This window comes from Sphingobium sp. B2D3A (genome assembly GCF_025961795.1).
Lineage (GTDB): Bacteria > Pseudomonadota > Alphaproteobacteria > Sphingomonadales > Sphingomonadaceae > Sphingobium.
The window spans coordinates 3571072-3594723 of sequence record NZ_JAOQOI010000001.1 but is presented as its reverse complement, the minus strand read 5'-3'; the positions used below and the strand labels follow the sequence as shown (position 1 = coordinate 3594723).

Below are 23652 nucleotides of genomic sequence, written 5' to 3'. Positions count from 1 at the left end.
CATGCGTCTGTCTTATCGTCTTCCGGTTGTGCTCGCCGGCCTGACCCTGCTGTCCGCCTGCGGAGGCACGAGCCTGTTCAACCGTGACCGGCCGGACGAAATGGCGGTTTCGCGCCAGCCTCCGCTGGTCATTCCGCCGGACTTCTCGCTTTCGCCGCCGGCCCCCGGCACGGCTGCGAGCCAGCAGAATCTCAACCAGCAGGCGCTTGAGGCGATGTTCGGCGGCACCGCTGCGCGCAGCGGCGCTGAGACCTCCGCGCTGCGCGAAGCCGGCCGCTCGCTGGCCGAGGTCGGCATCCGCTCGGTCGTTGGCGACCCGAAGACGGAAGTGCTCGAAAAGGGCCGTGTGACGCAGGACATCATTGCCGCGCCCGAGGGTGACGGCCAGTTCGCGCGCGTGGTTGCGTCCGCGCAATAAGGCGCAGCTTATCAGCATGAGTGACGGCGCCGCCCCGAAGGGCAGCGCTGCAACCTTTCCGCTCAGCGGCTCGTTGAGCGGGGGAAAGGAGAGTCACTCATGTCTCACGATATCAAGGATGATTTCTGGAAGGCGCTGGCCGCCAGCCCGGTGCTGATGGTCCGCCGCAACGGCAGCGACGAGCACGCGCTGCCCATGCATGCCTGCCTGGATAAGGATCTCGGGCCGGCCTATGGCGGCGCCGTCTGGTTCTTTACCGAGCGTGACAATCGCCTCGCGTCCGGCGGCCCGGCCATGGCGCAGTTCATGTCCAAGGGGCATGATGTGTTCGCCTGCGTTTCAGGTGAGCTTGTCGAGGAAACCGATGAGGGGCTGATCGACCGCTTTTGGAGCAATCCTGTCGAAGCGTGGTTCGACGGGCGCGACGATCCTAAGCTGCTGGTGCTGCGGATGGACCTTGGCGACATTGAGATCTGGACGGCCGATCTTGGCATCAAGGGCCGTCTCAAGCTGCTGACCGGCAGCCGCATCGATCCGCAGGAAGCCGGCGATCACGCGAAGATGCCGGTCTGATTGGTCGGATCAATCCCGCGCGGTCAGGCGCTCGGCGAGTGCCATGGCCGCCGCGGGATTGCGCTCTTTTGCACCGGAAATGAAGTAGGCGAAGACATCGCGTGGCTGCGCGGGCGCTTTGTCTGGCGTGACATAGGTCAGCGCTTCTGGCGCCTGTCCGGCCGCCCATGATTGGGCGATCGCAGCCCATTGATCGAGATCGGCGGCTGCGTAGCCGGTCTCGACCTGTTCATCACTCTTCATCAGGCGGGCATAGACAAAATCGGCGGTCAGATCGGCGACCTGCGGGTGCTCGTCATGATCGGCGATCACGATGGCGACGCCATGTTGCCGGGCGAGGGCGACGAACTCGGGACAGGCAAAGCTTTGATGACGCACCTCGACGGCGTGGCGGGTGCGAACGCCATCGATCTTATTCGGCAGCATGGCGAAAAAGGCGGCCATGTCGTCGGCATCGAACTGACGCGTCGGGCGGAACTGCCAGAGGATCGGCCCGAGCTTGTCGCCCAGCTCGGACAGGCCCGAGTTCAGGAACTTGCCAATCGATTCGCCAGCCTCGGCGAGCTTCTTCTTCGCCACGCAATATTGCAGCGCCTTGACCGCATAGACGAACCCGTCCGGCGCCGCGTCGCGCCATTTGGCGAAGGTCGCCGGCGACTGGGTGCGGTAGAAGGTGCCGTTGATCTCGATCGTCGCGAGATGATTGACGGCGTAGTCCAGTTCCTTCGCCTTGGGCAGATCGGCCGGGTAGAAGGTGCCGCGCCACGGCTCGTAGGTCCAGCCGCCGATGCCGGTGCGGATGGCGCCGGCCGTCACGCCCGCGCTCCGGTCTCCTCGATGCCGGTGCTGTTATGGCGCAGCGCCGTCAGCACCGTCTCGACGATATGCGGCGCATTCAGCCTGGCGTCGTCATACTGCTTTTCCGGCTTGTCCTGATCCTGGAACACGTCCGGCAGGCGCAGGGTGCGCAGCTTGAGGCCGGCGTCGATGAGGCCCTCGTCGCTCGCGAGCGTAAGCACATGCGCGCCGAAGCCGCCGATGCTGCCTTCCTCGACCGTCACCGCCACATCATGGGTGGTCAGCAGCTTGCGGATCAGTGCTTCATCCAAGGGCTTGGCGAAGCGCAAGTCGGCCACGGTGGTGGAGAGGCCGCGTGCGTCCAGCGCATCGGCGGCCTTGAGCGCTTCCTCGAGCCGCGTGCCGAGCGACAGGATGGCGACACGCTTGCCTTCGCGCACGATGCGGCCCTTCCCGATCTCCAGCCGCTCCGGCTTGGCGGGAAGGGGGATGCCGATGCCATTCCCGCGCGGGTAACGCAGCGCGATGGGGCTGCTGTCATGACAGGCGGCGGTGTGGACCATGTGGACCAGCTCGGCCTCGTCGGCAGCGGCCATCACCACCATGTTGGGCAGAGTGGCGAGATAGGTGATGTCGAAGCTGCCGGCATGAGTGCTGCCATCCGCACCGACCAGCCCGGCGCGGTCGATGGCGAAGCGCACCGGCAGGTTCTGGATCGCGACATCGTGCACCACCTGATCATAGGCGCGCTGCAGGAAGGTCGAGTAGATCGCCGCGAACGGGCGCATCCCCTGCGCGGCGAGGCCGGCGGCAAAGGTCACCGCATGTTGCTCGGCAATGCCGACGTCGAAGCACCGGTTCGGGAAGGTCTTCTGGAATTTGTCGAGCCCGGTGCCAGAGGGCATGGCAGCGGTGATCGCAATGATCTTTTCGTCGCGCTCGGCCTCGGCCAGCAGGGCCTGCGCGAAGACATTGGTGTAGCTTGGCGGGCCGGCCGGGGCCTTGGCCTGCTCGCCGGTCACGACATTGAATTTCTGGACGCCGTGATATTTGTCCGCGGCCGCCTCGGCAGGGCCGTAGCCCTTGCCCTTTTGCGTGACGACATGGACGAGCACCGGCCCGTCCGCCATGTCGCGCACATTCTCCAGCACGGGGATCAGCTGGTCAAGATTGTGGCCATCGATGGGGCCGACATAATAGAAGCCCAGCTCCTCGAAGAGCGTCCCGCCCATCGCCATGCCCCGGGCAAACTCGTCCGTCTTGCGGGCGGCCTGATGGAGCGGGCGGGGCAGCTTGCGCGCCAGCTTGCGCAGCGCCTCGCGCACCGAGAGGAACTCGCGGCTGGAGACGATCCGCGCCAGATAGGCCGAGAGACCGCCGACCGGCGGCGCGATCGACATGTCATTATCGTTGAGGATGACGACGAGCCGGTTGCCGGCCTCGCGCGCATTGTTCATCGCCTCATAGGCCATGCCGGCCGACATGGCGCCATCCCCGATGACGGCGATGCCCTTGCCGGGCTGGCCGCTCAGCTTGTTGGCGATGGCAAAGCCGAGCGCGGCGCTGATCGAGGTGGAGCTGTGCGCGGCGCCGAAGGGATCATATTCGCTCTCGGCGCGCTTGGTGAAGCCGGACAGGCCACCGCCCTGGCGCAGCGTGCGGATGCGATCACGCCGGTCGGTCAGGATCTTGTGCGGATAGCATTGATGCCCGACATCCCAGACCAGCTTGTCGTCCGGCGTATTGAACACATAATGGATGGCAGTCGTCAGCTCGACGACACCTAGGCCGGAGCCCAGATGCCCGCCGGTCGTGCCGACAGCGGAAATCGTTTCTGCGCGCAACTCATCGGCCAACTGCCGCAGTTGTTCGGGGGCGAGCTTGCGAAGATCGGCGGGGGTGCGCACCTGATCGAGCAGGGGCGTCTCGGGCTGGTCCATCATCGGCTCTTATCTAGTGCGTTAACCGGCCATTGTCGAACGGTCATCCAACCTGTGATGATAGGCTCATCGCATATTGCGGCAACTGGTCTAAGGGGCAGGGCGCTATGTCGCAGTGCCTGTGCGCGCCTCAGGTCAGGCGCATTTGGCGCAGGTGCCCAGCACTTCGATGACGGGACGTTCGGTCGCGAACCCGTCTTCCCCGGCGATGCGGCGGACTTCGCTGGTCAGCCTGTCATTGTCGATATGCGTGGCCTCGCCGCAGGCCTTGCAGACCAGGAAGATGCAGTCGTGCAGGCAGCCGGGATGGGCGTTGGCGATATAGGCATTGGCGCTTTCCACCCGCTGGGCGAGGTTGGTCGCCACGAACAGGTCGAGGATGCGATAGATGCTGTTGGGCGCGACGCGCTTGCCACGCTTTTGCGAGACCTTGTCTGCGATGTCATAGGCAGAGGCCGGCTTTTCCTCGGCCGCGAGCACATCGAAAATGTCGCTGCGCATGTCCGTCCACTGCTCACCCTTGGCTTCGAGCGTGGCGCGGGCCGCAGCAGAGAGCTTGATGCCCGTCGGCTCGGCATGGTTGTGAATATGATGGTCAGCGGTGGCCATGCTCATAATCTAAGCTCTGCTGGCCGAGGCCACAAGCCTTGGCGAACGCATGCGGCGCGCGACGGAGGCTACGCGGGATCGCAGCCCGGAATTCGCTCGAAACTTGGCAGCGTTGCCGAAAGTGTTTTTGCGAAAATTGACTTCATCCACTTATGGGGCGGCGACATCTCCTTGCAGATCGGCGATTTTAGCACGAAAAACACATTCAAGACATTGGTTTTAAATAATAAATATGAATTCTGGAAATTGTGCCTAATTGGCAACACTCCGTTCGATTGCGTTATCGATGATATTATCCGCTTGAGTTTGTCCCGGATCGTCGCCTAGCCTATTAGTTAGCTTACTACGAGAGTGTGCCGACAAGGGGGTGTCAGCGACCTGACGACCCAGAATCGGGCTCCGAAAAGTGGGCGGGAGTGCAGTCGTCGGGAGGCGGCTGAGAAAAGGGAGAGAAACTATGTCTGTAAAAATGGACTCGTTTTGCGTGCGCGCGGCATTGGCGTGCACGACGGCACTGACGGTTCTGTCCATGCCATCGGGCGCGATCGCGCAGCAGACCGATGGCGCTGACGAGCAATCCATCGTGGTCACCGGCTCGCGCATCGTTCGACGCGACTATGAAGCCAGCAGCCCGATCGTCACAGCGGGGCAGGAACTGCTCCAGAACAGCTCGACCGCCGCGCTTGAGACCAATCTCAACAAGCTTCCCGGCTTCACGCCGGTCCAAACCCCCGCCATTGCGAGCGACATTCAGCCGACCGCTACCAGCACGCCCGGCGCTGCGACGGTTTCGCTGCGCGGCCTCGGCACCAACCGCTCTCTGGTGCTGGTCGATGGGCGCCGGGCAACACCGGCCAATGGGCTTGGCGTTGTCGACATCAACACGATTCCGGCAGCGGCTATCGAGCGGGTCGAGATCATCACTGGCGGTGCCTCGGCGACCTACGGCGCGGACGCCGTGGCCGGCGTGGTCAACTTCATCCTGAAGAAGAACTTCCAGGGTCTTCAGTTCGATACCCAGATGGGCATCTCCCAGCGGGGCGACGGTCGTGAGTTCTCCATCAGCGGGATCATGGGCGCGAACTTCGACGATGGCCGAGGCAACATCACGATTGGCCTGTCCATGAACGATCGCGAAAGCGCCCTGCGCCGCGACCGGCCCTGGTTCCGCAGCGCGTGGCAGGACCCCCGCTTCACCGGCACCGAGTTCTTCCCCGATTTCTCGGGCTATCAGCCGGTCGGCGGTAACAATCCCAGTCAGGCTGCGCTGAACAACCTGTTCGGAACGACTGCGGGCGGCGCCGCGCGCGTTGCGGCCGGCAGCCGGCTTTACTTCAACGACGATGGCACGGCTTTCACCGGCTTCTTCCAGAGCCCTCCCGGGGGCGTTTCGCGCTTCAAGGGTGATCTGACCGGCCTGAAATGGAAGCGTCAGGGCGACGGAACGCTCGGGCAGAATTTCCAGGACGAGCTGCTGGTTCTGCCGCTCAACCGTTACAACCTCTATGCGCGCGGCAATTACGAGATCAACGACTGGATCGGCGCCTTCGCGCAAGGCACGTTCACGCGTGTTCAGACCCGCACGGTCCAGCAGCCCTCGCCATCCGTGAACGGATGGTCCGCGCTCATTCCCGTCGATGGGCGAGCAATCCCAACCGAGTTGGCGCAGGTGCTGGCTTCGCGCGGTAATCCGACTGCGCCATGGCAGCTCACTTACTACCTTAATTACGCCAACCGCGAATCTCGTACAGATGTGTTCACCTACAATCTGGTCGCCGGTTTGGAAGGCAAGGTGCCTGGCACTGACTGGACCTGGGAAGCCTATGCGTCCCAGGGTGAGTCCGAAACCAATGCCCTGATTACGGGCACGGCCTCGCTCGCGCGCTTCCGGGCTGTCATCCAATCGCCCAACTGGGGCGCCGGATTCAGCTCACAGGGGAACGCAGCCTTTGGCGGTTTCGGCGCGGCATCGGCCACCTGCACGAGCGGCTTCAATCCGTTCAACAAGGCCGCGCAGATCTCCCAGGATTGTATCGACGCCATCCGTGCCGACCTCAAGAACCGCGCGGTCATGCAGCAGAGCGTGTTTGAAGCGAACGCGCAGGGCGGGCTGTTCAACCTGCCGGCCGGTCAGGTTCGTGCGGCGGTCGGTGCGAGCCATCGTCAGAACCGCTATGAGTTCGAGAACGATACGCTGACCTCGCAGGGCACGTCCTTCCAGGATCAGGCGATCGGCATCTATCCGAGCGGCAACTCGAAGGGGCTCATCCGCGTGGATGAATTCTACGGCGAGTTGCTCGTGCCGGTGCTTTCCGATCTGCCGCTGATCCGCAAGCTGGACGTGACCGTGGGTGCGCGTAACTCGCATTACAACACGACCGGCAATGCCTTCACCTGGAAGGCGATGGCCGATTGGGAAGTTGCCGACTTTCTCACCATCCGTGGCGGGTTCAACAAGGCTATCCGGGCACCGAACGTGGCCGAGTTGTTCTTGGCGCCCCAGCAGACCTTCACAGCGGCTGGTGGCGGTGACGTCTGTCGCCTGAATAACACCTTGGGCTGGTCCGCCAATACGGCCACCAATCCGAACGCCGCCAATGTGCTGGCGGTCTGCCGCATCCTGATGGACCAGACGATCGCCGGGACCGCAAACACCTTCTACTCCGACCCGGCCTTCTACAATGCGCAGGGCCCGGCCTTTGCGTTCCCGACCCTCGTTGGAAATCCGAGCATTCAGCCCGAAAAGGCCAAGACCTGGACTCTCGGCGCCGTGTTCAAATCCACTGCGACCAGTGAGTTGCTGCGTCGCCTGCGGCTGACGGTCGATTATTATAATATCAAGGTGGACGACGCCATCGGCCCCCTCACGCTCGACACCGCACAACGCCGTTGTTTCGACCCCGCGTTCAATCCGGCGATCAGCAACAATCCGGCCGCTGCTGCCGCAGCAGCGACTTGCCAAGCCATTGGACGCGTGGCCGGCGATGGCGCGCTGGGCAATGTGCAGGTGACCTACCTGAACAACGGACGTTTCCGCACCTCGGGTATCGATGTGCAACTCGACTGGTCGGTTCCGGTGGGCCCGGGCACGTTCAGCGTGAACTCGGTGTTCAACTATCTGCTCTCGATGAAATCTGCGCCCCTTCCGGCTTCGGCCGGACCGGCCGGGCAGCTGGTTGAATATGCCGGCACGCTGGGTCCGGTGGGCAGCGCAGCCATTGCCGAGAACGGCATCAACCCTGGTTCCTTCCGTTGGAAGATGCTGAACTCGTTCAGCTATGCGGTCGGGCCTGTCACGGTTGGGGTGCAGTGGCAGCATCTGCCTGCCGCCAAGTCGATCACCTATACTTCCAACAACGCCACCACCTTTGTGGGCGCACCGGCCTACGATCTGTTCAACCTGAACGGCTCGTTCGCGGTGACACGGGATGCGACGCTGCGTTGGGGTGTGGACAATCTGTTCGACAAGGCGCCGCCGCTGATCGAGTATAATACGGCGGCTCCGCTCGGGAATGGCGTGGGTGCCAGCCCGTTCAACGCCTACTTCTATGATATGAATGGCCGCCGCTTCTACCTCGGCGCGTCGTTCAAATTCTGAGGATGACGGACTAAAAGGGGGAAAGAGGGGACTGCCTGCCGGGCATTCCCCTCTTATCTTTGTTTCAGGACAAAGCCGGGGCCGGAGCGGGTCGGGCGAAGAGGAGAGTGGATTATGGTGTTGCGGTCGATCCGGCCTGTGCCGATTGCGGTGCTGACGATGCTTCTGGCGGCGTGCAGCGGCGTCGAGGGGAGCGAAACGTCGCTCGGCCCCGCCGCCATCGATCAGGTGCGGCTTGAGGCGGCTGGCAAGGATGACGACAACTGGCTGACCTATGGCCGCACCTATGATGAGCAGCGCTATTCGCGGCTCACCCAGATCAATGACGGCAATATCGGCGAGCTGAGCCTCGCCTGGGCGCTGGAACTCGATACCGCACGCGGGCAGGAGGGCACGCCCATCGTGGTCGATGGCGTGATGTACACCTCCACCGCCTGGTCCAAGGTCGTCGCCATCGATGCCGCGACCGGCAAGCAGCTCTGGCAGTTCGATCCGGAGAATGAAGGCTCAAAAGCGGCGCACGCCTGTTGCGACGTCGTCAATCGCGGCGTCGCCGTGTGGAAGGGCCGCGTCTTCGTCGGCACCATCGACGGCCGGCTGATCGCCATCGACGCCAAGACCGGCCAGAAGGTCTGGGAGACCATCACGGTCGACCAGAAGAAGCCCTACACCATCACCATGGCCCCGCGCGTGGTGCGCGACAAGGTGATCATCGGCAATAGCGGCGCGGAACTGGGCGTGCGCGGCTATGTGTCGGCCTACGATACCAATACCGGCAAGCTCGTCTGGCGCTTCTACACGGTGCCCGGCAACCCGAAGGACGGCCCCGATGGTGCCGCGTCCGATGCGATCCTCGAAAAGCTCGCCCGGCCGACCTGGTATGGCGAGAATTACTGGAAGCTCGGCGGCGGCGGCACCGTGTGGGACAGCGTGGTCTACGATCAGGAACTGAACCAGCTTCTCATCGGCGTCGGCAATGGATCGCCCTGGAATCACAAATGGCGCAGCGCCGGCAAGGGGGACAATCTCTTCCTCTCCTCCATTCTCGCGCTCGACCCGGATACCGGCGCCTATAAGTGGCACTATCAGATCAATCCCGGCGAAACCTGGGATTACACGGCGACCCAGCAGATCATGCTCGCAGACCTGAAGATCGACGGGCGCGACCGCAAGGTGCTGATGCAGGCGCCCAAGAACGCGTTTTTCTATGTGATCGACCGGACGAACGGCAAGCTGATCTCCGCCAAGCCTTATGCGCGGCAGAACTGGGCCGAAGGCATCGATCTCAAGACAGGGCGGCCGATCGAGAAGCCCGGCGTGCGCTACGATAATGGGCCGGCGCTGGTCATCCCCTCGGGCATCGGCGCCCATGCCTGGATGCCGATGAGCTATTCGCCCAAGACCGGGCTGGTCTACATTCCGGCGATGGAGCACCCGCTAGTCTATGGCGATGCCGATCCGTTCGTGATCCATGAGGGGCGCTGGAATACGGCAGTGTCCTTCCTCGATCCGCCGGCGATGCCGGGTCTGCCCGATACCGTGGAAGGGCGCCGCAAGGCCCTCGAATCCATGGTGAAGGGCAAGCTCGTCGCTTATGATCCGGTGACGCAGAAGCCGCGCTGGGAAGTCGAGCGCGACTGGCCGTGGAATGGCGGCACGCTGGCGACCGCTGGCAACCTCGTCTTCCAGGGCACGCCGCATGGCGACTTCGAGGCGTTCAGCGCGGACAATGGCAAGAAGCTGTGGTCCTTCCAGACCCATCGCGGCGTGCTGGCCGGGCCGATCACCTATCGCGTCAATGGCGAGCAATATATTGCCGTCATGGCCGGCTATGGCGGCTCGATGGGTATGGCAAGCGGCACGCCGTTCATGAAGAACAAGATGCCCAACGGCCTCGTGCTGGCGTTCAAGATCAAGGGCAGCGGCAAGCTGCCGCCCTACACGCCGATCCCGCAGCCCGAGCCGACGCCGAGCAACGAGACCTTCACGGCGGCGCAGATCGCGACCGGCCAGAAGGGCTTCTTCCAGTTCTGCCAGATCTGCCATGGCGGTCCGGTCAACCCGAACCTGCGGCGCTCGCCGCTGATTGCCGACAAGGATCTGTGGCAGCAGGTCGTGATCGGCGGCGCGCTGGCGCAGAATGGCATGGCGAGCTTCGCGGCCTATCTCAAGCCCGAGGAAGCCGAGGCCATCCGGGCCTATCTCAACCAGCAGGCAAAGGCGCTGCTTGCCGAAGAGAAAGCCAAGGCACGCTGATCAGACCGACCGCGCAACCGCATAATGCGTTGCGCGGTCGGCGGCGGTCGTGCAACTCCTGCTAACGCTATGGTCTAACGATCCGCCCGCAAGGGCGGGTCGCGCGTTGAGGAGAGAGTGATGCCGCCCAAATCCCTGTTTGCCCGCTGCCTGATGGCGGCGTCCCTGATGCTTCTCCCACTGACGGCCAGCCGCGCCGAGGTGAAGGTGGAGCATATCAAGGTCCACTCGCAGGCGGTGGAGGGCAATCTGGAAGGAAACAGCGCCGACCGCGACGTGATCGTCTTCCTCCCGGAGGATTATGCGACGAGCGCCAAGCGCTATCCGGTCGTCTATTTCCTGCACGGCTTCATGGGATCGGCCGAGGGCTATGACAAATATATCGGCTTTGCCGACGCGCTGAACACCGCCGAGGCCAAGAACCGCCAGGCGATTCTGGTCGTGCCGGATTCCAACTCCCGCCATGGCGGCTCGATGTATTCCAGCTCACCGACCACGGGCAATTTCGAGCGCTTCATTGCGCAGGATCTCGTTGCCTATGTCGACAAGCACTATCGCACGCTCGCCAAGCAAGAGTCCCGCGGCCTGAGCGGCCACTCCATGGGTGGCTATGGGACGCTACGCATTGCCATGAAATATCCCGGCGTGTTTTCGAGCATCTACGCGATGAGCGCCTGCTGCCTCTCCGCCCGGCCGGTGGATGCAGAGCGCAGCCAGCGCCTCGAAGCGATGAGCATGGATGAAGCGCTCAAGGGCGACTTTGGCGTGCGGGCAGACTTCGCGGCAGCCTCGGCCTGGTCGCCCGCGCCGGATAAGGCGCCCTTCTATCTCGACCTTGGCACGCAAAAGGGCGTCGTCCAACCGCAGATCATCGCGCAATGGGCGGCCAATGCACCGCTCGCCATGGCGCCGCAATATCTGCCGGCGCTCAAGAGCCTCAAGGCCATCGCGATTGACGTGGGGGACAAGGACACGCTGATCAAGGATAATGGCGATATGGCCAGGCTGCTCGACCGGATGGGCGTTGCGCATAGCTATACCGTCTATGAGGGCGACCATGGCAATCGCGTGCGCGAGCGCTTCCGGGCCTTCGTCCTGCCCTTCTTTGCCGAGCATCTTGCCAAGGATTGATCTCGCGGAGGGCGAGCGCGGCACCGCTCTGGCCACATGACGCCCTGCCCGGTTCGAGACCGGCAGGGCGCAATGTGCGTTGGATGGTCGCGCCTGTCCTTTAGCCAACATGTTTTCTCCCTAACTGTGTGACAGGCGCGCAATTGAGAGCGTAGAGATCGACAAAATCGATCTTTGCGTTGAGATTAATCAATTTTGCCTGAACAACAATGATGCCTATGTGCAAGGCGTCAATTCACCAAGAGGAGCAGACATGAGTCTCGTAAACACCCCGATCAAGCCGTTTTCCGCCACGGCCTTCAAGGAAGGCAAGTTCGTCGACGTGACTGAGGCGGACGTGAAGGGCAAGTGGGCCGTCTTCTTCTTCTACCCGGCTGACTTCACCTTCGTTTGCCCGACCGAACTTGAGGATCTGGCAGACATCTACCCGACGCTCCAAGGCATGGGCGTGGAAGTCTATTCGGTCTCCACCGACACGCACTTCTGTCACAAGGCCTGGCACGACACGTCGCCGGCCATCGGCAAGATCAGCTACTACATGCTGGGCGACCAGAACCACAGCATCTCGAACAATTTCGAGATCCTGCGCGAAGGCGTCGGCCTTGCTGACCGTGGCACCTTCGTCGTGGACCCTGAAGGCACGATCCAGCTGGTCGAGATCACGCCGGAAGGCGTCGGCCGCAACGCTGCCGAACTGCTCCGCAAGATCAAGGCGCTGCAATATTGGGCGAGCCACCCCGGCGAAGTCTGCCCCGCCAAGTGGGAAGAAGGCGAGAAGACCCTCGCACCTTCGCTCGACCTCGTCGGCAAGATCTAAGACTGCTTCGCGACGGGGTCGCGTGGCGATCCCGTCGTTCTCTCCCCTCCTCATGCGAGGAGGGGCAGAGGGTGGTGCGGCGACGCTGCGACCTTTCGCTTTTGCGCGGTGCTGCGCATCGCCACCACCCCACCCTGCTGAAAGCAGGAGAAATTCAAAGGAAATCCCATGTTGGAAGCCAATATCAAGAGCCAGTTGCAGGCCTATATGGCCAACATCAAGCAGCCGATCGAGCTGGTGCCGTCGCTGGACGACAGCGCCAAGGCGTCGGAGCTGCGGGGCCTCCTGGAAGACATTGCCGGGCTGAGCGATCTTGTGACCATTGCGGCCGATGAAGGCGATGCGCGCAAGCCCAGCTTCCTCATTCGCCGGGTCGGCACGGATATCGGCGTGCGTTTCGCCGGCATTCCGCTCGGGCACGAGTTCACCTCGCTGGTGCTGGCGCTGCTGCAGGTCGGCGGGCACCCGCCCAAGGTGAGCGATGACGTCATCGAGCAGGTCAGGGCGCTGGAGGGCGACTATCAGTTCGAGACCTATTTCTCGCTCTCCTGCCAGAACTGCCCGGACGTGGTGCAGGCGCTCAACCTGATGAGCGTGCTCAACCCGCGCATCCGCAACGTCTCCATCGATGGCGCGCTGTTCAAGGCGGAAGTCGATGAGCGCAAGGTGATGGCGGTGCCCAGTGTCTATCTGAATGGCGAGCCGTTCGCCTCCGGACGCATGGATATCGAGCAGATCCTCGCCAAGCTGGATACCGGCGCTGTCGCCCGCGCGGCCGAGAAGATCGCCGCCAAGGAGCCGTTCGACGTGCTCGTGGTCGGTGGCGGGCCGGCCGGTGCCGCCGCGGCCATCTATGCCGCGCGCAAGGGCATCCGCACGGGCGTCGTTGCCGAGCGGTTCGGCGGGCAGGTGCTGGATACCATGGGCATCGAGAACTTCATCTCCGTGCCGCACACCGAGGGGCCGAAGCTGGCTGCCGCGCTGGAGCAGCATGTGAAGGATTATGATGTCGACATCATGAACCTGCAGAAAGCCAGCAAGCTGGTGCCGGCCAAGGCGCCGGGCGGCCTCGCTGAAGTGCAACTGGAGAGCGGCGCGACCCTCAAGGCCAAGGCGGTGATCCTCGCCACTGGCGCCCGCTGGCGCACGATGAACGTGCCCGGCGAGGACGAGTATCGCAACAAGGGGGTGGCCTATTGCCCGCACTGCGATGGCCCGCTGTTCAAGGGCAAGCGCGTCGCGGTGATCGGCGGCGGCAATAGCGGCGTCGAGGCCGCGATCGACCTCGCCGGCATCGTCAAGCATGTCACGCTGGTCGAGTTCGACAGCCAGTTGCGCGCCGATGCCGTGCTCCAGCGCAAGCTGCACAGCCTGCCCAATGTCACGGTGGTGACCTCCGCCCTGACGACGCAGGTGCATGGCGATGGCGAAAAGGTGGTGGGTCTGACCTATCGCGACCGCAACAACGATGAATCGCATCTGGTCGAGCTGGAAGGCATTTTCGTCCAGATCGGTCTGGTGCCCAACACCGAATTCCTCACCGATGCGGTGGCGCTGAGCAATCGCGGTGAAATCGAGATCGATGCGCGGGCGCATACCTCGCAGCAGGGCATTTTCGCGGCGGGCGATTGCACCACCGTGCCCTACAAGCAGATCGTGATCGCGATGGGGCAGGGCTCCACCGCCGCGCTCTCCGCCTTCGATTATCTGATCCGCCTCGCGCCGGCAGAGGAGCAGGCGAAGGCAGCCTGAGCGGAGCTGATCGGTTAAGATTTGAAAGGGGCGTTCGGCACGGGCCGGGCGCCCCTTTCTCGTGGATGCGCGCGCGTATCCCGTTTGGGAGATGCCGGGTCGATCACCTTCTGGCAGGCGCAGGCTGTAGCGGCGAACGGATGAAATCCCGAGCCGGTCCATGTCTTTGCCAGGGGGTGCATCATGATAATTTCACGGACTTATTCCAGGGCCTTGCTGCTCGCTTCGGCAGCGGCGCTGTCACTCACCCTGTCTGCCTGCGGAGACGAAGGCGTGAACTCGACACCAACGCCCACGCCCACGCCCACGCCTGCGCCGACACCCACGCCATCACCGACACCCACGCCGACCCCGACGCCCACCCCGACTCCGACCCCCACTCCCGCGGCGGGGCCGATCGCCAACAGCGTTGCAGGGCCGGGCACCAACGCGACGCCGGCCGTGCAGGCCACCAATGGCGCCTCGTTCGATACCCAGACGTCGGGAACGATCAGCTTTCCGCTCAGCCAGCTTGCGGTGAATTTCGACGCACAGGGGAATCCCACCGCCGCGGCGACTGCCAACGCCAATGGCGTCACGATCAGCCGGGACTCATCGGGCTTGAAGTTCACCGTCAATGTCCCCGCGGCCGGGATCACCAATGTGGCCCTCGTCGAGGATTGCGACGATTGCTACTCGGCCAACCTCTCCAACGGTCGCAAGCTGGAGGTCGTGCTCGATGGCGAGCTGGATAATGGCGATCTGAGCTATCTGCGCTTCGGCGAATGGGCGGTCTTTGGACAGAACGGCCAGCTTGGAACTTATGCGCCGCTGATCGGCGGGTACGAAACGCCGAGCGGCGGCATGCCGACAAGCGGCACCGCCACCTATGCCGGCGAGGTGGAGGGCTATGTCAGCTTTGTCGATGGCAGTGCCCGCGATGTCGGCGAGCTGGAAGGCAATGCCGCGATCAGCGTGAACTTTGCCGCCAACAGCCTGACCGGCACCACGTCCAACATGCAGGTTGGCTACGAGAAGAACGGCAACTGGCAGCAGGCGGCGTGGAACGACGCCTCGTTCACCGCTTCGCTCTCCGGCAATGACTTCTCGGGCGCCACGGCGGTGACCAGCGCACCGAGCGGTGCGGCATCCTTGCAGAGCGGCGCGGTCGGCACGATCGGCGGCAGCTTCTACGGGCCGGCAGCCGATGAGGTCGGCGCGATCTGGTCGCTCTCCGACGGCACGAACACGGCGCTCGGGACGATCGCCGGAATCAAGCAGTAACCCGAGGGGCGATCCGCTGCCCGCGCGTGGGGCGCCGAGGGCGTGGTGGGGGCAGCGGATCGAATGGGACGGCAGCACATGTCTGCAGTGGGAGCATTCATGCTGATGTCCCAGGTGGGGGCGATGGCGATGGCCGGGACACCAACGGCCATCGCCGCGCATCCCGATGCGGCGGCCAGCAGCGCGCCGGAAGCGGCAGCGCCAGCGGCGGCCGTGTCGGTGTCGGCAGAGGCCTATGCCGAACGGCTCGCGCGTGATCCGGCCAATCCCGAGCTGCGGTTTCGCCTCGGCATGGCGCTGATGGAAGCGGGGCGGACGCGCGAGGCGATCCGGCAGTTCCGACATTTACTGGCCGATCAGCCGCAGGCGGTGCGCGTGCGGCTGGAGCTGGCGCGCGCTTATTATGTCGCCCGGGATTATGCCAATGCCGAGCGGCAGTTCCGTCTGGCCGGCGCGGCCAATCTGCCCGCGATCGTCTCCGCCAATGTCGATCGCTACCTCAAGTCCATTCGTGAAATGCGATCCTGGTCGTTCAGCGCCTCCTTCGCGCTCGCGCCGGATACCAACATCAATGCGGCGACAGCGGCGGAGACGATCGAGCTCTACGGCCTGCCGTTTGACCTGTCGGAAGCAGCCCGCCGGTCGAGCGGGGTGGGGGTCTATGGGCAGATCGGCGCGGAGTGGGCGCCACGTCTGTCCGCGCGGGTTCGGCAGCGATTTGGCGCATCCCTCTCGCGGCGCGATTATCAGGGGCAGCAGTTCGACGACATGGTGCTGAGCGCCTATCTCGGCCCGCGCGTGACGCTGGGCGGGTTCGCGCTGGCCGCCGCCGGCACGGCCTCCCGCCGCTGGTATGGGGGGCAGCCCTATAGCCGGATGCTCGGCGGTCAGGCGGATGTCGCTTACTATCCGGGCACCCGCACGGCGATCAGCCTGCAAGCCAGCGCGAGCGACCTGCGCCATGAGGGCGCCACGCATCTGAATGGGGCGCTGCTCGGCCTGTCGCTGGGCGTCACGCGCTCGCTAGACAAACAGAGCCTCGGCAATTTGCGCGTCGGCATCAATCGTCACGATGCGGCCAACCGCGCTTTTGCCCAGACCTCCTACACGGCGGGCGCTATCTACGCGCGCGAATTGCCGATGGGCTTCTCGCTCTCGCTGCAGCCCGGTTTTTCCTACAGCCGCTTCGATGGCGTGTTTGCCGCGTTCGGCACGGCGCGGCGTGACACGAGCTACAGCCTTGGCGTGAGCGCGCTCAATCGCAAGGTGACGCTTGGCCGGTTTGCGCCGCGCGTGGGCGTCTCGCATACGATCAACGAGAGCAATATCGCGCTCTACGCCTACCGCCGCACCCGCTTCGACATCGGCGTGACGACGATTTTCTGATCCCGCGTGCGTGCGGTCTGCGCGCAAGGCGATCACGCTGCGCCGTAGCGTCCGCGTCGTGCCAATAGGCGAGGGGGCTTGTCGAGAGGACTGTCGCGTCGGCTGCAAGGGGTTGAAACCAAGCGGGTAGCCGATAAGTTTGGCCTCATGTGACGCGACACTGCGTTTCCCCAAGGATTGAGGTTTTCCGACAAATGCCTTCAAAGCATGTTCTTGCCCCGTTGAGCGCCGTCGCGCTCGCGCTGTCCACGCCGCTCGCCGCCCAGAAGGCGGAAACCATCACCGCGCCATGGACCGGCCCCTATGGCGGCGTGCCCGCCTGGGACAAGGTCGATCCGGCGGCATTCCCTGCCGCGTTCGAGGCGGTGATGGCCTCGGTGAAGGCGCAGTTCGAGGGTGTGCTGGCCAATAAGGCCGCCCCGACGTTCGACAATACGATCACCGCGCTTCAGAAGGAGACGCTGTCCGACCGGGTCATGCCGATCTGGGGCGTGTATGTCTCCAATCTCTCCAATGACGACATCCGCCGCATTCAGGGTGAGTGGAGCCCGAAGCTCAGCGCGTTCTTCAACGAACTGACGCTCGATCCGCGCTATTTCGCGCGGGTGAAGGCGCTCTACGACAAGCGCGACACGCTGGGCCTCGATGCCAAGCAGATGCGGCTGCTGACCCGCACTTATGAGGATCTGGTCGCCAACGGCGCCATGCTGGATGCCGCGCAGAAGAAGGAATTGATCGGGATCGAGACGGCGCTCGCGCAGGAGTTCAGCAGCTTCCAGAACAAGGTGCTGGCCGATGAGGAGAAGTTCATCACCTTCACCAGCCAAGCCGATCTCGCGGGTCTGCCGGCGGACTTCGTGGCGACGATGAAGTCGGCGGCGCAGGACAAGGGCGTGGATGGCTGGCTGCTGGTCAACACGCGCTCCTATGTGCAGCCTTTCCTCGAAAGCTCGACGCGGCGCGACCTGCGCAAGAGCGTGTTCGAGGCGTTCGCCAACCGTGGCGACAATGGCGATGCCAATGACACCAATGCGACCATCGCGCGGATCGTGGCGCTGCGCGCCCAGCGGGCGAAGCTGCTCGGGTTCAAGACACATGCCGAATACCGCATGCGCGACACCATGGCGCAGACGCCGGACAAGGCGATGGCGCTGATGATGAAGGTGTGGCCGGCGGCTGTCGCCCGCGTCCGCGAGGAAGTGGCGGACATGCAGGCCATCGCCGATGCCGAGGTGAAAGCCGGGCAGGGGCCGAAGATCACCATCGAGCCATGGGACTACCGCTTCTACGCCGAGAAGGTCCGCAAGGCGAAGTACGACCTCGATCAGAATGAGGTGAAGCCCTATTTCCAGCTCGACAAGATGGTTTCCGCCATGTTCGACATGGCGAACCGGCTCTACGGCTTCACCTTCACCGAGAATACGGGCGCCGTGCCGGTCTTCCACCCCGATGTGCGCACCTTCGAGGTGACGCGCGGCGGCAAGGTTGTCGGGCTGTTCTACCTCGATACCTGGGCACGCAGCGGCAAGCGGTCAGGGGCGTGGATGACCACCTACAAGGGGCAGGATCATCTGAACGGCAATGAGTATGTGCTGGCCGCCAACAATAACAATTTCGCCAAGGGCAGCGCCGGGGCGCCGACGACGATCAGCCTCGATGATGCCACCACGCTGTTTCACGAGTTCGGCCACGCGCTGCATTATCTGAGCTATGACATCACCTGGCCGGGGCTGGGCACGACGCCGCGCGACTTCGTGGAATATCCGAGCCAGGTTCATGAGAATTGGGTGCTGACACCCTATATTCTCGAGACCTATGCGCGCCATTTCCAGACCGGCGCGCCGATCCCCAAGGCTCTGGTCGACAAGATCAAGGCCAGCGATACCTTCAACCAGGGCTTTGCCACGGTCGAATATCTCTCCTCGGCCATCGTCGACATGAAGCTGCACAATCGCCCCGACGCGCCGACCGATATCGATGCGTTCGAGCGGGAGACGCTGGCGGAAATCGGCATGCCCAAGGAGATGATCATGCGGCACCGCCTACCGCAGTTCAATCACCTGTTCTCATCCGATGCCTATTCGGCGGGCTATTACAGCTATCTGTGGTCCGAGACGATGGATGCGGACACCTGGGCCGCCTTCGAGGAGACCGGCAATGTCTGGGACCCGGCGCTGGCCGCGCGCTTCAACAAGGCGCTGCTCGCGACCGGCAACGAGACCGACCGGGCCGAAGCCTATCGGGCATTCCGCGGCCGCGACCCGGATGTGAATGCGCTGCTGCGCAAGCGGGGCTTCCCCGTTCCTGCGCAGTAATCCCGCCTCAATCCGTGCGATTTGCTTTTTGTTAGTGCGGGGAACCCGCCTCGATTTGGAACGAATGCCCCGGGCAGGATTTCTGAATTAGACTGAGTAGATAGCGGATTTTGGACGGATGCTGATTTCACATGCGGAAGAAGCGCGGCTGCGCGCCTCTTTCGAGGCGTTTATTATGGACCGGAGTTTTCCGTGCGTGGGGGCCAAATCAGCCCTCTCGCGCGGCACGCTCAACATTCTCGTGGGCTGGTCCATCGACAGCGGCTGGGATGACTTGCGCCTGCACGGCGAATTGATGGCCTGGGCGCAATCCTATGCGAGCGATCCGGGGCTGTTCCGCAGCCTCGCGATCATTTTCGCGCATGCGGCCCCACTGGACGAGAAGGCCTATGAGCAGGCGATGTGGGACCGCCTGCAATCGCTGGCCGACAAGGATGCGTGGCTCGGCCTGCCCTATGACGAGCGGGTGAGCCGCGATCCGGACGATCCCCATTTCTCGCTGAGCTTTGGCGGCGAAGCCTTTTTCGCGGTCGGCCTGCATCCGGCGGCGAGCCGGCCGGCGCGGCGTTTCGAGCGGCCGGTGATCGTGTTCAACCTGCACGATCAGTTCGAGCAATTGCGTCAGGAAGGGCGCTACGAAAAGATCCGCGAGACGATCATCGCCCGCGATGTCGATCTTGCCGGTGAGGCCAATCCGATGCTTGCACGCCACGGCACGAGCAGCGAGGCCGCGCAGTATAGCGGGCGGCATGTCGGCGAGGACTGGAAATGCCCGTTCCATGACCCCCGCGAGGTCGCGTGATGGCAGAGCGTATTCCGCCCCGCTCGGGCGTGGCGTTCGAGATGCTTGCCGGCCAGTATCTGACCGTGATCGACCCGGAAGGGTGCCAGGTGGCGGACCTGCTGGCCTATAATCGCGCGGATATCGGCGAGGTGCTCAGCAATGGTCGCACGCTGGATTATGAGGAGACCATTCGGCTGACGACGGGCAACAGGCTGTGGTCGAACCGGTCCAATGTGCTGCTGACGATCGAGCAGGATACGGTCGGCTGCCATGATTTCCTGCTGACGCCGTGCAGTACGGATACCTTCCTGCATTTTTATCCGGACAAGCCGGTCGTGCCGGGTTGTTTCGGCAATCTGGCAGCGGCGTTGGCGCCCTATGGCATCACGGCCGACATGATTCCGGTCGCATTCAATTGCTTCATGAATGTGCCGGTGGGGGCGGACGGCAAGATCAGCGTTCTGCCGCCGCTCAGTTCGGCGGGCGACCGGATTGTCCTCAAGGCGGAGATTGATCTGATCATCGGCCTGACGGCCTGCTCGGCCTATGCCAGCAATGGCGGGAGCTTTCGTCCGATCGATTATATGGTTGAGGATCTGGTTTAGGGTCGCCGGGTTCCAGGCGTTGACTGCCCAGTCTCCCCTCCTCTGAAGAGGAGGGGCCAAGGTTGCCCCGACGGTCTCTGCCTCGATAAGCGCTTAGCGCAAACGCCGGTCGTTGGCCGTCACGGCGCTGTGATAAGGCGCGAGCATCTTGCCCGGTAGCGCCATCATGGCGACGGTCGTCGCCACATTGCGCTCCATCAGTCGCATCCAGTCGTGGGGCCAGAAGGGCTGGCCTGAGGCGAGGCGCTGCATGTCGCGGGCGTTGGCCGCGCCGGTCTGGTGCAAGCGGCGGGCGCCGCGATCCTGCGCGCGGGCCGCCTTGCCGAAGGCGTCGGTCTTTTCCGTCACCATCAGGCTGAGCTCGCGGCCATCGGCGGTGAAGGGGGACTGCCATGCCGCCATGATGATCGGCGTGCGGGCGAGCAGGACATTGTGCGTGCTCACCATCGTTTCGGTCGCCCGAATGCAGGTCTGCGCGAAATCGAACCACATCGAAAAGGGGTTGGCAGTCATGGCGGTGCTCCTGTTGCAGGAGCACAATGAGCGAGAGGCGGATTGGCCCCCGGCGCGCCGGCTGATTATTATCATGCCGGATGGTTAGGCGTGGCGGCGTGTCAGGCAATCCAGAGGCGCAGAATCCAGGCCACGACGCCGAGCACGCACACGCTCGCCAGCCAGATGCCCGCCATCCAGCCGAGGCGCTGCCACAGCGGTGCCTCGTGCGGCGCCCGGCTCAATGATAGCCCTCATGGCCAACCTTGCCCCGGAAGACCCAATAGGACCAGCCGGTATAGGCAAGGATGAGCGGCAGGGTGATCGCGACGCCGACCAGCATGAAGATCTGGCTCTTCTCAGGTGCGGCCGCATCCCAGATGGTGATCTGATCCGGCACGACATAGGGCCAGATGGTGACGCCAAGACCGGCCATGCCGAGCAGGAACAGGGCCAGTGCCAGAAGGAACGGCATCAGTTCGCGCCGCGTCTTGAGCGCATAGAACAGCGCGCCGGCGACGATGGCGGTGAGCAGGGGCACCTGGCTGGCGAACAGGATATTCGGCATTTCCAGCCAGCGGGCGCGATAATCGGAGAGCAGCAGCAGATTATAGGCGCTCACCGCACCCATGAGCAGCAGCGTGGCGATCGCGGCCTTGAAGGCGAGCCGATAGGCGTGCTCTTGCACCTCGCCCTCCAGCTTCCAGATCATCCAGCAGGCGCCGAGCAGGGCATAGCCCGCGACCACGCCGGCGCCGGTGAGCAGGGTGTAGGGCGTCAGCCAATCCCACCAGCTGCCATCATAGGAGCGCCCGGTGACATCGATGCCCTGCAGCAGTGCGCCGAGGATCATGCCTTGCGCCAGCGCGGCGACCACCGAGCCGCCGAAGAAGCACATGTCCCACAAGGCGCGGTGGCCCGGATCGCGCCAGCGGAACTCGAAGGCGACGCCGCGAAAGACGAGCCCCAGCAGCATGGCGATGACCAGCGGGTAGGTGGCCGGCAGAATGATCGCATAAGCCAGCGGGAAGGCGGCCATCAGCCCGCCGCCGCCGAGCACCAGCCAGGTCTCGTTGCCATCCCACACCGGCGCCACGGAGTTCATCGCGCGATTGCGTCCGTGGCCGACCGTGATGGTCGGGAACAGGATGCCGATCCCCAGATCGAACCCGTCCATCACCACATAAGCGAAGACGGCGAAGGCGATGATGAATGCCCAGATGACCGTGAGATCGATCATGAGTCGGCCCTCCCCTCAACTGTCGGCTGAACTGGTGACGTCGACCTGGGGTCCCCTTGTGCAGGACCAGGTGTGATCCCGGCGGTGCGGATCGGACCGCGTTCCGTGGCCTCTACCCCCGGCTCGCCGCTATGCGGCGCGGCATTCATGAGGCGCAGGATATACCAGGTGCCTGCGCCGAACACCGCGAAGTAAATGACGACGAAGGCCAGCAGCGAGGCGGCGACGGCCGGCGCGGCGAGCGGCGAGGCCGCATCGGCAGTGCGGAGCAGGCCATAGATCACATAAGGCTGGCGGCCGACTTCGGTCGTCACCCAGCCGGCGATGACGGCGACGAAGCCCGCCGGCCCCATGACCAGCGCGAAGCGGTGGAGCAGCGACCAGTCGTACAGGCCCTTGCGCCACCGCGCCAACAGGCTGGTCATGCCCAGCGCGAGCATGAGCATGCCCAGCCCGACCATGATGCGGAAGGACCAGAAGACGACGCCGACCGGCGGGCGCTCGTCAACGGGAATGGTCTTGAGGCCCTCGATCGGGGCGTGGATGTCATGCTCGAGGATGAGGGAGGTCATGCCGGGAAGTTTCACGGCATAATCCACCCGCTCTTCCTTGGCGTTCGGCACGCCGAAGAGGATGAACGGCGCGCCATCCGGATAGCTCTCATAATGGCCCTCCATGGCGAGCACCTTGGGGCGCTGATGCTCCCAGCTGTTCAGCCCGTGCATGTCGCCGACGAAAATCTGGATGGGCGCGACCAGCGCGATCATCCACATGGCCATGGAGAACATTCTGCGCGCATGGGCATTGGCCCGATCGCGTAGCAGATGCCAGGCGCCGACCGCGCCGACGACCAGCGCCGTGGTGAGATAGGCAGCGGTCACGGTGTGGACGAGGCGGTAGGGGAAGCTGGGATTAAAGATGATCGGCAGCCAGCTGTCACCCGGCAGGAACTGGCCGTTCGCGCCCATGATGTGGCCTTGCGGCGTCTGCATCCAGCTGTTGACCGAGAGAATCCAGAAGGCTGACACGAAGGTGCCGATGGCAACCATCAACGTCGCGAAGAAATGCAGCTTCTTGCCGACGCGGTTCATGCCGAACAGCATGACGCCGAGGAAGCCTGCCTCCAGAAAGAAGGCAGTGAGGACTTCATAGGCCATGAGCGGCCCGATGACCGGCCCGGCGACATCCGAGAAGACCGACCAGTTGGTGCCGAACTGGTAGGACATGACGATGCCCGAGACGACGCCCATCGCAAAGACGATGGCGAAGATCTTCAGCCAGTAGCGGAACAGGTCGATGTAAACCGACTTGCCCGTCTTGAGCCACAGCCCTTCCAGAACGGCGAGATAGCTGGCCAGGCCGATCGAGAAGGCCGGGAAGATGAAGTGAAAGCTCACCGTGAAAGCGAACTGGATACGCGCCAGCAGGAGAGCGTCGGCCTCCGCGAACATAGCACTGGTCCCTATATGGTTCCCATGGTCGACGGCTCGTGGCGCGTCGATGGGCCGGTCCTACCAGTCTGGCGCTGGAGATTGAAGGGTTGCTCGGAACTCTCCGGCAGCGTTGCCCGGAAGCCACAGTTTTTGTTCTGGAATCTTGAACGGGGTGAAGCAGCGCTCAGGAAATGAAGAAGGCCGCGACCAGCATGAGCTGGCCGCGGCCTCCGTTTAAATCG

The 23652-nt window shown here is 63.7% G+C and carries 20 protein-coding genes; 13 read left to right on the top strand and 7 right to left on the bottom strand.

Annotation, left to right across the window (positions count from 1 at the left end; all coding sequences use genetic code 11):
* The first annotated feature begins 1 nt into the window (after position 1).
* Together M2337_RS16755 and M2337_RS16750 are read left to right on the top strand one after the other, a co-directional pair.
* Entirely contained in the window at positions 2-418 is a 417-nt protein-coding gene (locus M2337_RS16755) for a DUF3035 domain-containing protein (RefSeq protein ID WP_181560472.1), read from the top strand.
* Between the two features lie 99 nt (positions 419-517).
* Positions 518-991, top strand: coding sequence for a pyridoxamine 5'-phosphate oxidase family protein (locus M2337_RS16750; protein ID WP_264571158.1), 474 nt, complete (start codon positions 518-520; stop codon positions 989-991).
* A gap of 9 nt (positions 992-1000) precedes the next feature.
* Here the strand turns inward: M2337_RS16750 and M2337_RS16745 are convergent, their stop codons facing one another.
* From M2337_RS16745 to M2337_RS16735, 3 genes are all read right to left on the bottom strand, one after another.
* A complete protein-coding gene (locus M2337_RS16745; RefSeq protein ID WP_264571157.1) occupies positions 1001-1807 on the bottom strand; it encodes a DUF72 domain-containing protein in 807 nt (268 codons plus the stop codon).
* The gene (gene dxs, locus M2337_RS16740; protein WP_264571156.1) at positions 1804-3732 is read right to left on the bottom strand and encodes a 1-deoxy-D-xylulose-5-phosphate synthase; all 1929 of its coding nucleotides are present in this window, start codon (positions 3730-3732) and stop codon (positions 1804-1806) included. Before dxs ends, M2337_RS16745 begins: the two co-directional genes overlap by 4 nt.
* 132 nt (positions 3733-3864) lie before the next feature.
* Positions 3865-4338, bottom strand: a complete 474-nt coding sequence (locus tag M2337_RS16735) for a Fur family transcriptional regulator (RefSeq protein ID WP_264571155.1) — start codon at positions 4336-4338, stop codon at positions 3865-3867.
* Here M2337_RS16735 and M2337_RS16730 point away from each other — a divergent pair.
* The 11 genes from M2337_RS16730 (at position 4318) to M2337_RS16680 (ending at position 20245) form a co-directional block, all read left to right on the top strand.
* Positions 4318-4665 carry a hypothetical protein gene (locus M2337_RS16730; protein WP_264571154.1) on the top strand — a complete coding sequence of 116 codons (348 nt, stop codon included), beginning with the start codon at positions 4318-4320 and terminating at the stop codon, positions 4663-4665. The genes M2337_RS16735 and M2337_RS16730 overlap by 21 nt on opposite strands.
* Before the next feature lie 130 nt (positions 4666-4795).
* Positions 4796-7936 carry a TonB-dependent receptor plug domain-containing protein gene (locus M2337_RS16725; protein WP_264571153.1) on the top strand — a complete coding sequence of 1047 codons (3141 nt, stop codon included), beginning with the start codon at positions 4796-4798 and terminating at the stop codon, positions 7934-7936.
* Between the two features lie 114 nt (positions 7937-8050).
* Complete coding sequence (locus M2337_RS16720; RefSeq protein WP_264571152.1) at positions 8051-10192, top strand: PQQ-dependent dehydrogenase, methanol/ethanol family; 2142 nt, start codon at positions 8051-8053, stop codon at positions 10190-10192.
* 120 nt (positions 10193-10312) lie between these two features.
* Positions 10313-11323 carry an alpha/beta hydrolase gene (locus tag M2337_RS16715; RefSeq protein WP_264571151.1) on the top strand — a complete coding sequence of 337 codons (1011 nt, stop codon included), beginning with the start codon at positions 10313-10315 and terminating at the stop codon, positions 11321-11323.
* Positions 11324-11576: 253 nt separating this feature from the next.
* The gene (gene ahpC / locus M2337_RS16710; protein ID WP_181560465.1) at positions 11577-12140 is read left to right on the top strand and encodes an alkyl hydroperoxide reductase subunit C; all 564 of its coding nucleotides are present in this window, start codon (positions 11577-11579) and stop codon (positions 12138-12140) included.
* Between the two features lie 168 nt (positions 12141-12308).
* Complete coding sequence (ahpF, locus tag M2337_RS16705; protein ID WP_264571150.1) at positions 12309-13892, top strand: alkyl hydroperoxide reductase subunit F; 1584 nt, start codon at positions 12309-12311, stop codon at positions 13890-13892.
* Positions 13893-14075: 183 nt separating this feature from the next.
* Positions 14076-15155, top strand: a complete 1080-nt coding sequence (locus M2337_RS16700) for a transferrin-binding protein-like solute binding protein (protein ID WP_264571149.1) — start codon at positions 14076-14078, stop codon at positions 15153-15155.
* A gap of 99 nt (positions 15156-15254) precedes the next feature.
* A complete protein-coding gene (locus M2337_RS16695; protein ID WP_264571148.1) occupies positions 15255-16541 on the top strand; it encodes a porin family protein in 1287 nt (428 codons plus the stop codon).
* 221 nt (positions 16542-16762) lie between these two features.
* Complete coding sequence (locus M2337_RS16690) at positions 16763-18856, top strand: M3 family metallopeptidase (RefSeq protein WP_264571147.1); 2094 nt, start codon at positions 16763-16765, stop codon at positions 18854-18856.
* 118 nt (positions 18857-18974) lie between these two features.
* Positions 18975-19658 carry a guanitoxin biosynthesis heme-dependent pre-guanitoxin N-hydroxylase GntA gene (gene gntA, locus M2337_RS16685; protein WP_181560460.1) on the top strand — a complete coding sequence of 228 codons (684 nt, stop codon included), beginning with the start codon at positions 18975-18977 and terminating at the stop codon, positions 19656-19658.
* Entirely contained in the window at positions 19658-20245 is a 588-nt protein-coding gene (locus tag M2337_RS16680) for an urea carboxylase-associated family protein (protein WP_264571146.1), read from the top strand. Before gntA ends, M2337_RS16680 begins: the two co-directional genes overlap by 1 nt.
* A 93-nt stretch (positions 20246-20338) precedes the next feature.
* On the opposite strand, the gene M2337_RS16675 is transcribed toward M2337_RS16680, so the two are convergent.
* From M2337_RS16675 to M2337_RS16660, 4 genes are all read right to left on the bottom strand, one after another.
* A complete protein-coding gene (locus M2337_RS16675) occupies positions 20339-20758 on the bottom strand; it encodes a hypothetical protein (RefSeq protein ID WP_264571145.1) in 420 nt (139 codons plus the stop codon).
* Positions 20759-20859: 101 nt separating this feature from the next.
* Positions 20860-20982, bottom strand: a complete 123-nt coding sequence (locus tag M2337_RS16670) for a DUF2474 domain-containing protein (RefSeq protein WP_264571144.1) — start codon at positions 20980-20982, stop codon at positions 20860-20862.
* Complete coding sequence (gene cydB / locus M2337_RS16665) at positions 20979-21977, bottom strand: cytochrome d ubiquinol oxidase subunit II (protein WP_264571143.1); 999 nt, start codon at positions 21975-21977, stop codon at positions 20979-20981. The genes M2337_RS16670 and cydB overlap by 4 nt, the downstream gene beginning before the upstream one ends.
* Positions 21974-23428 (bottom strand): cytochrome ubiquinol oxidase subunit I, encoded by a 1455-nt coding sequence (locus tag M2337_RS16660; protein WP_264571142.1) that lies wholly within the window; start codon positions 23426-23428, stop codon positions 21974-21976. The genes cydB and M2337_RS16660 overlap by 4 nt, the downstream gene beginning before the upstream one ends.
* Between the last annotated feature and the right edge of the window lie 224 nt (positions 23429-23652).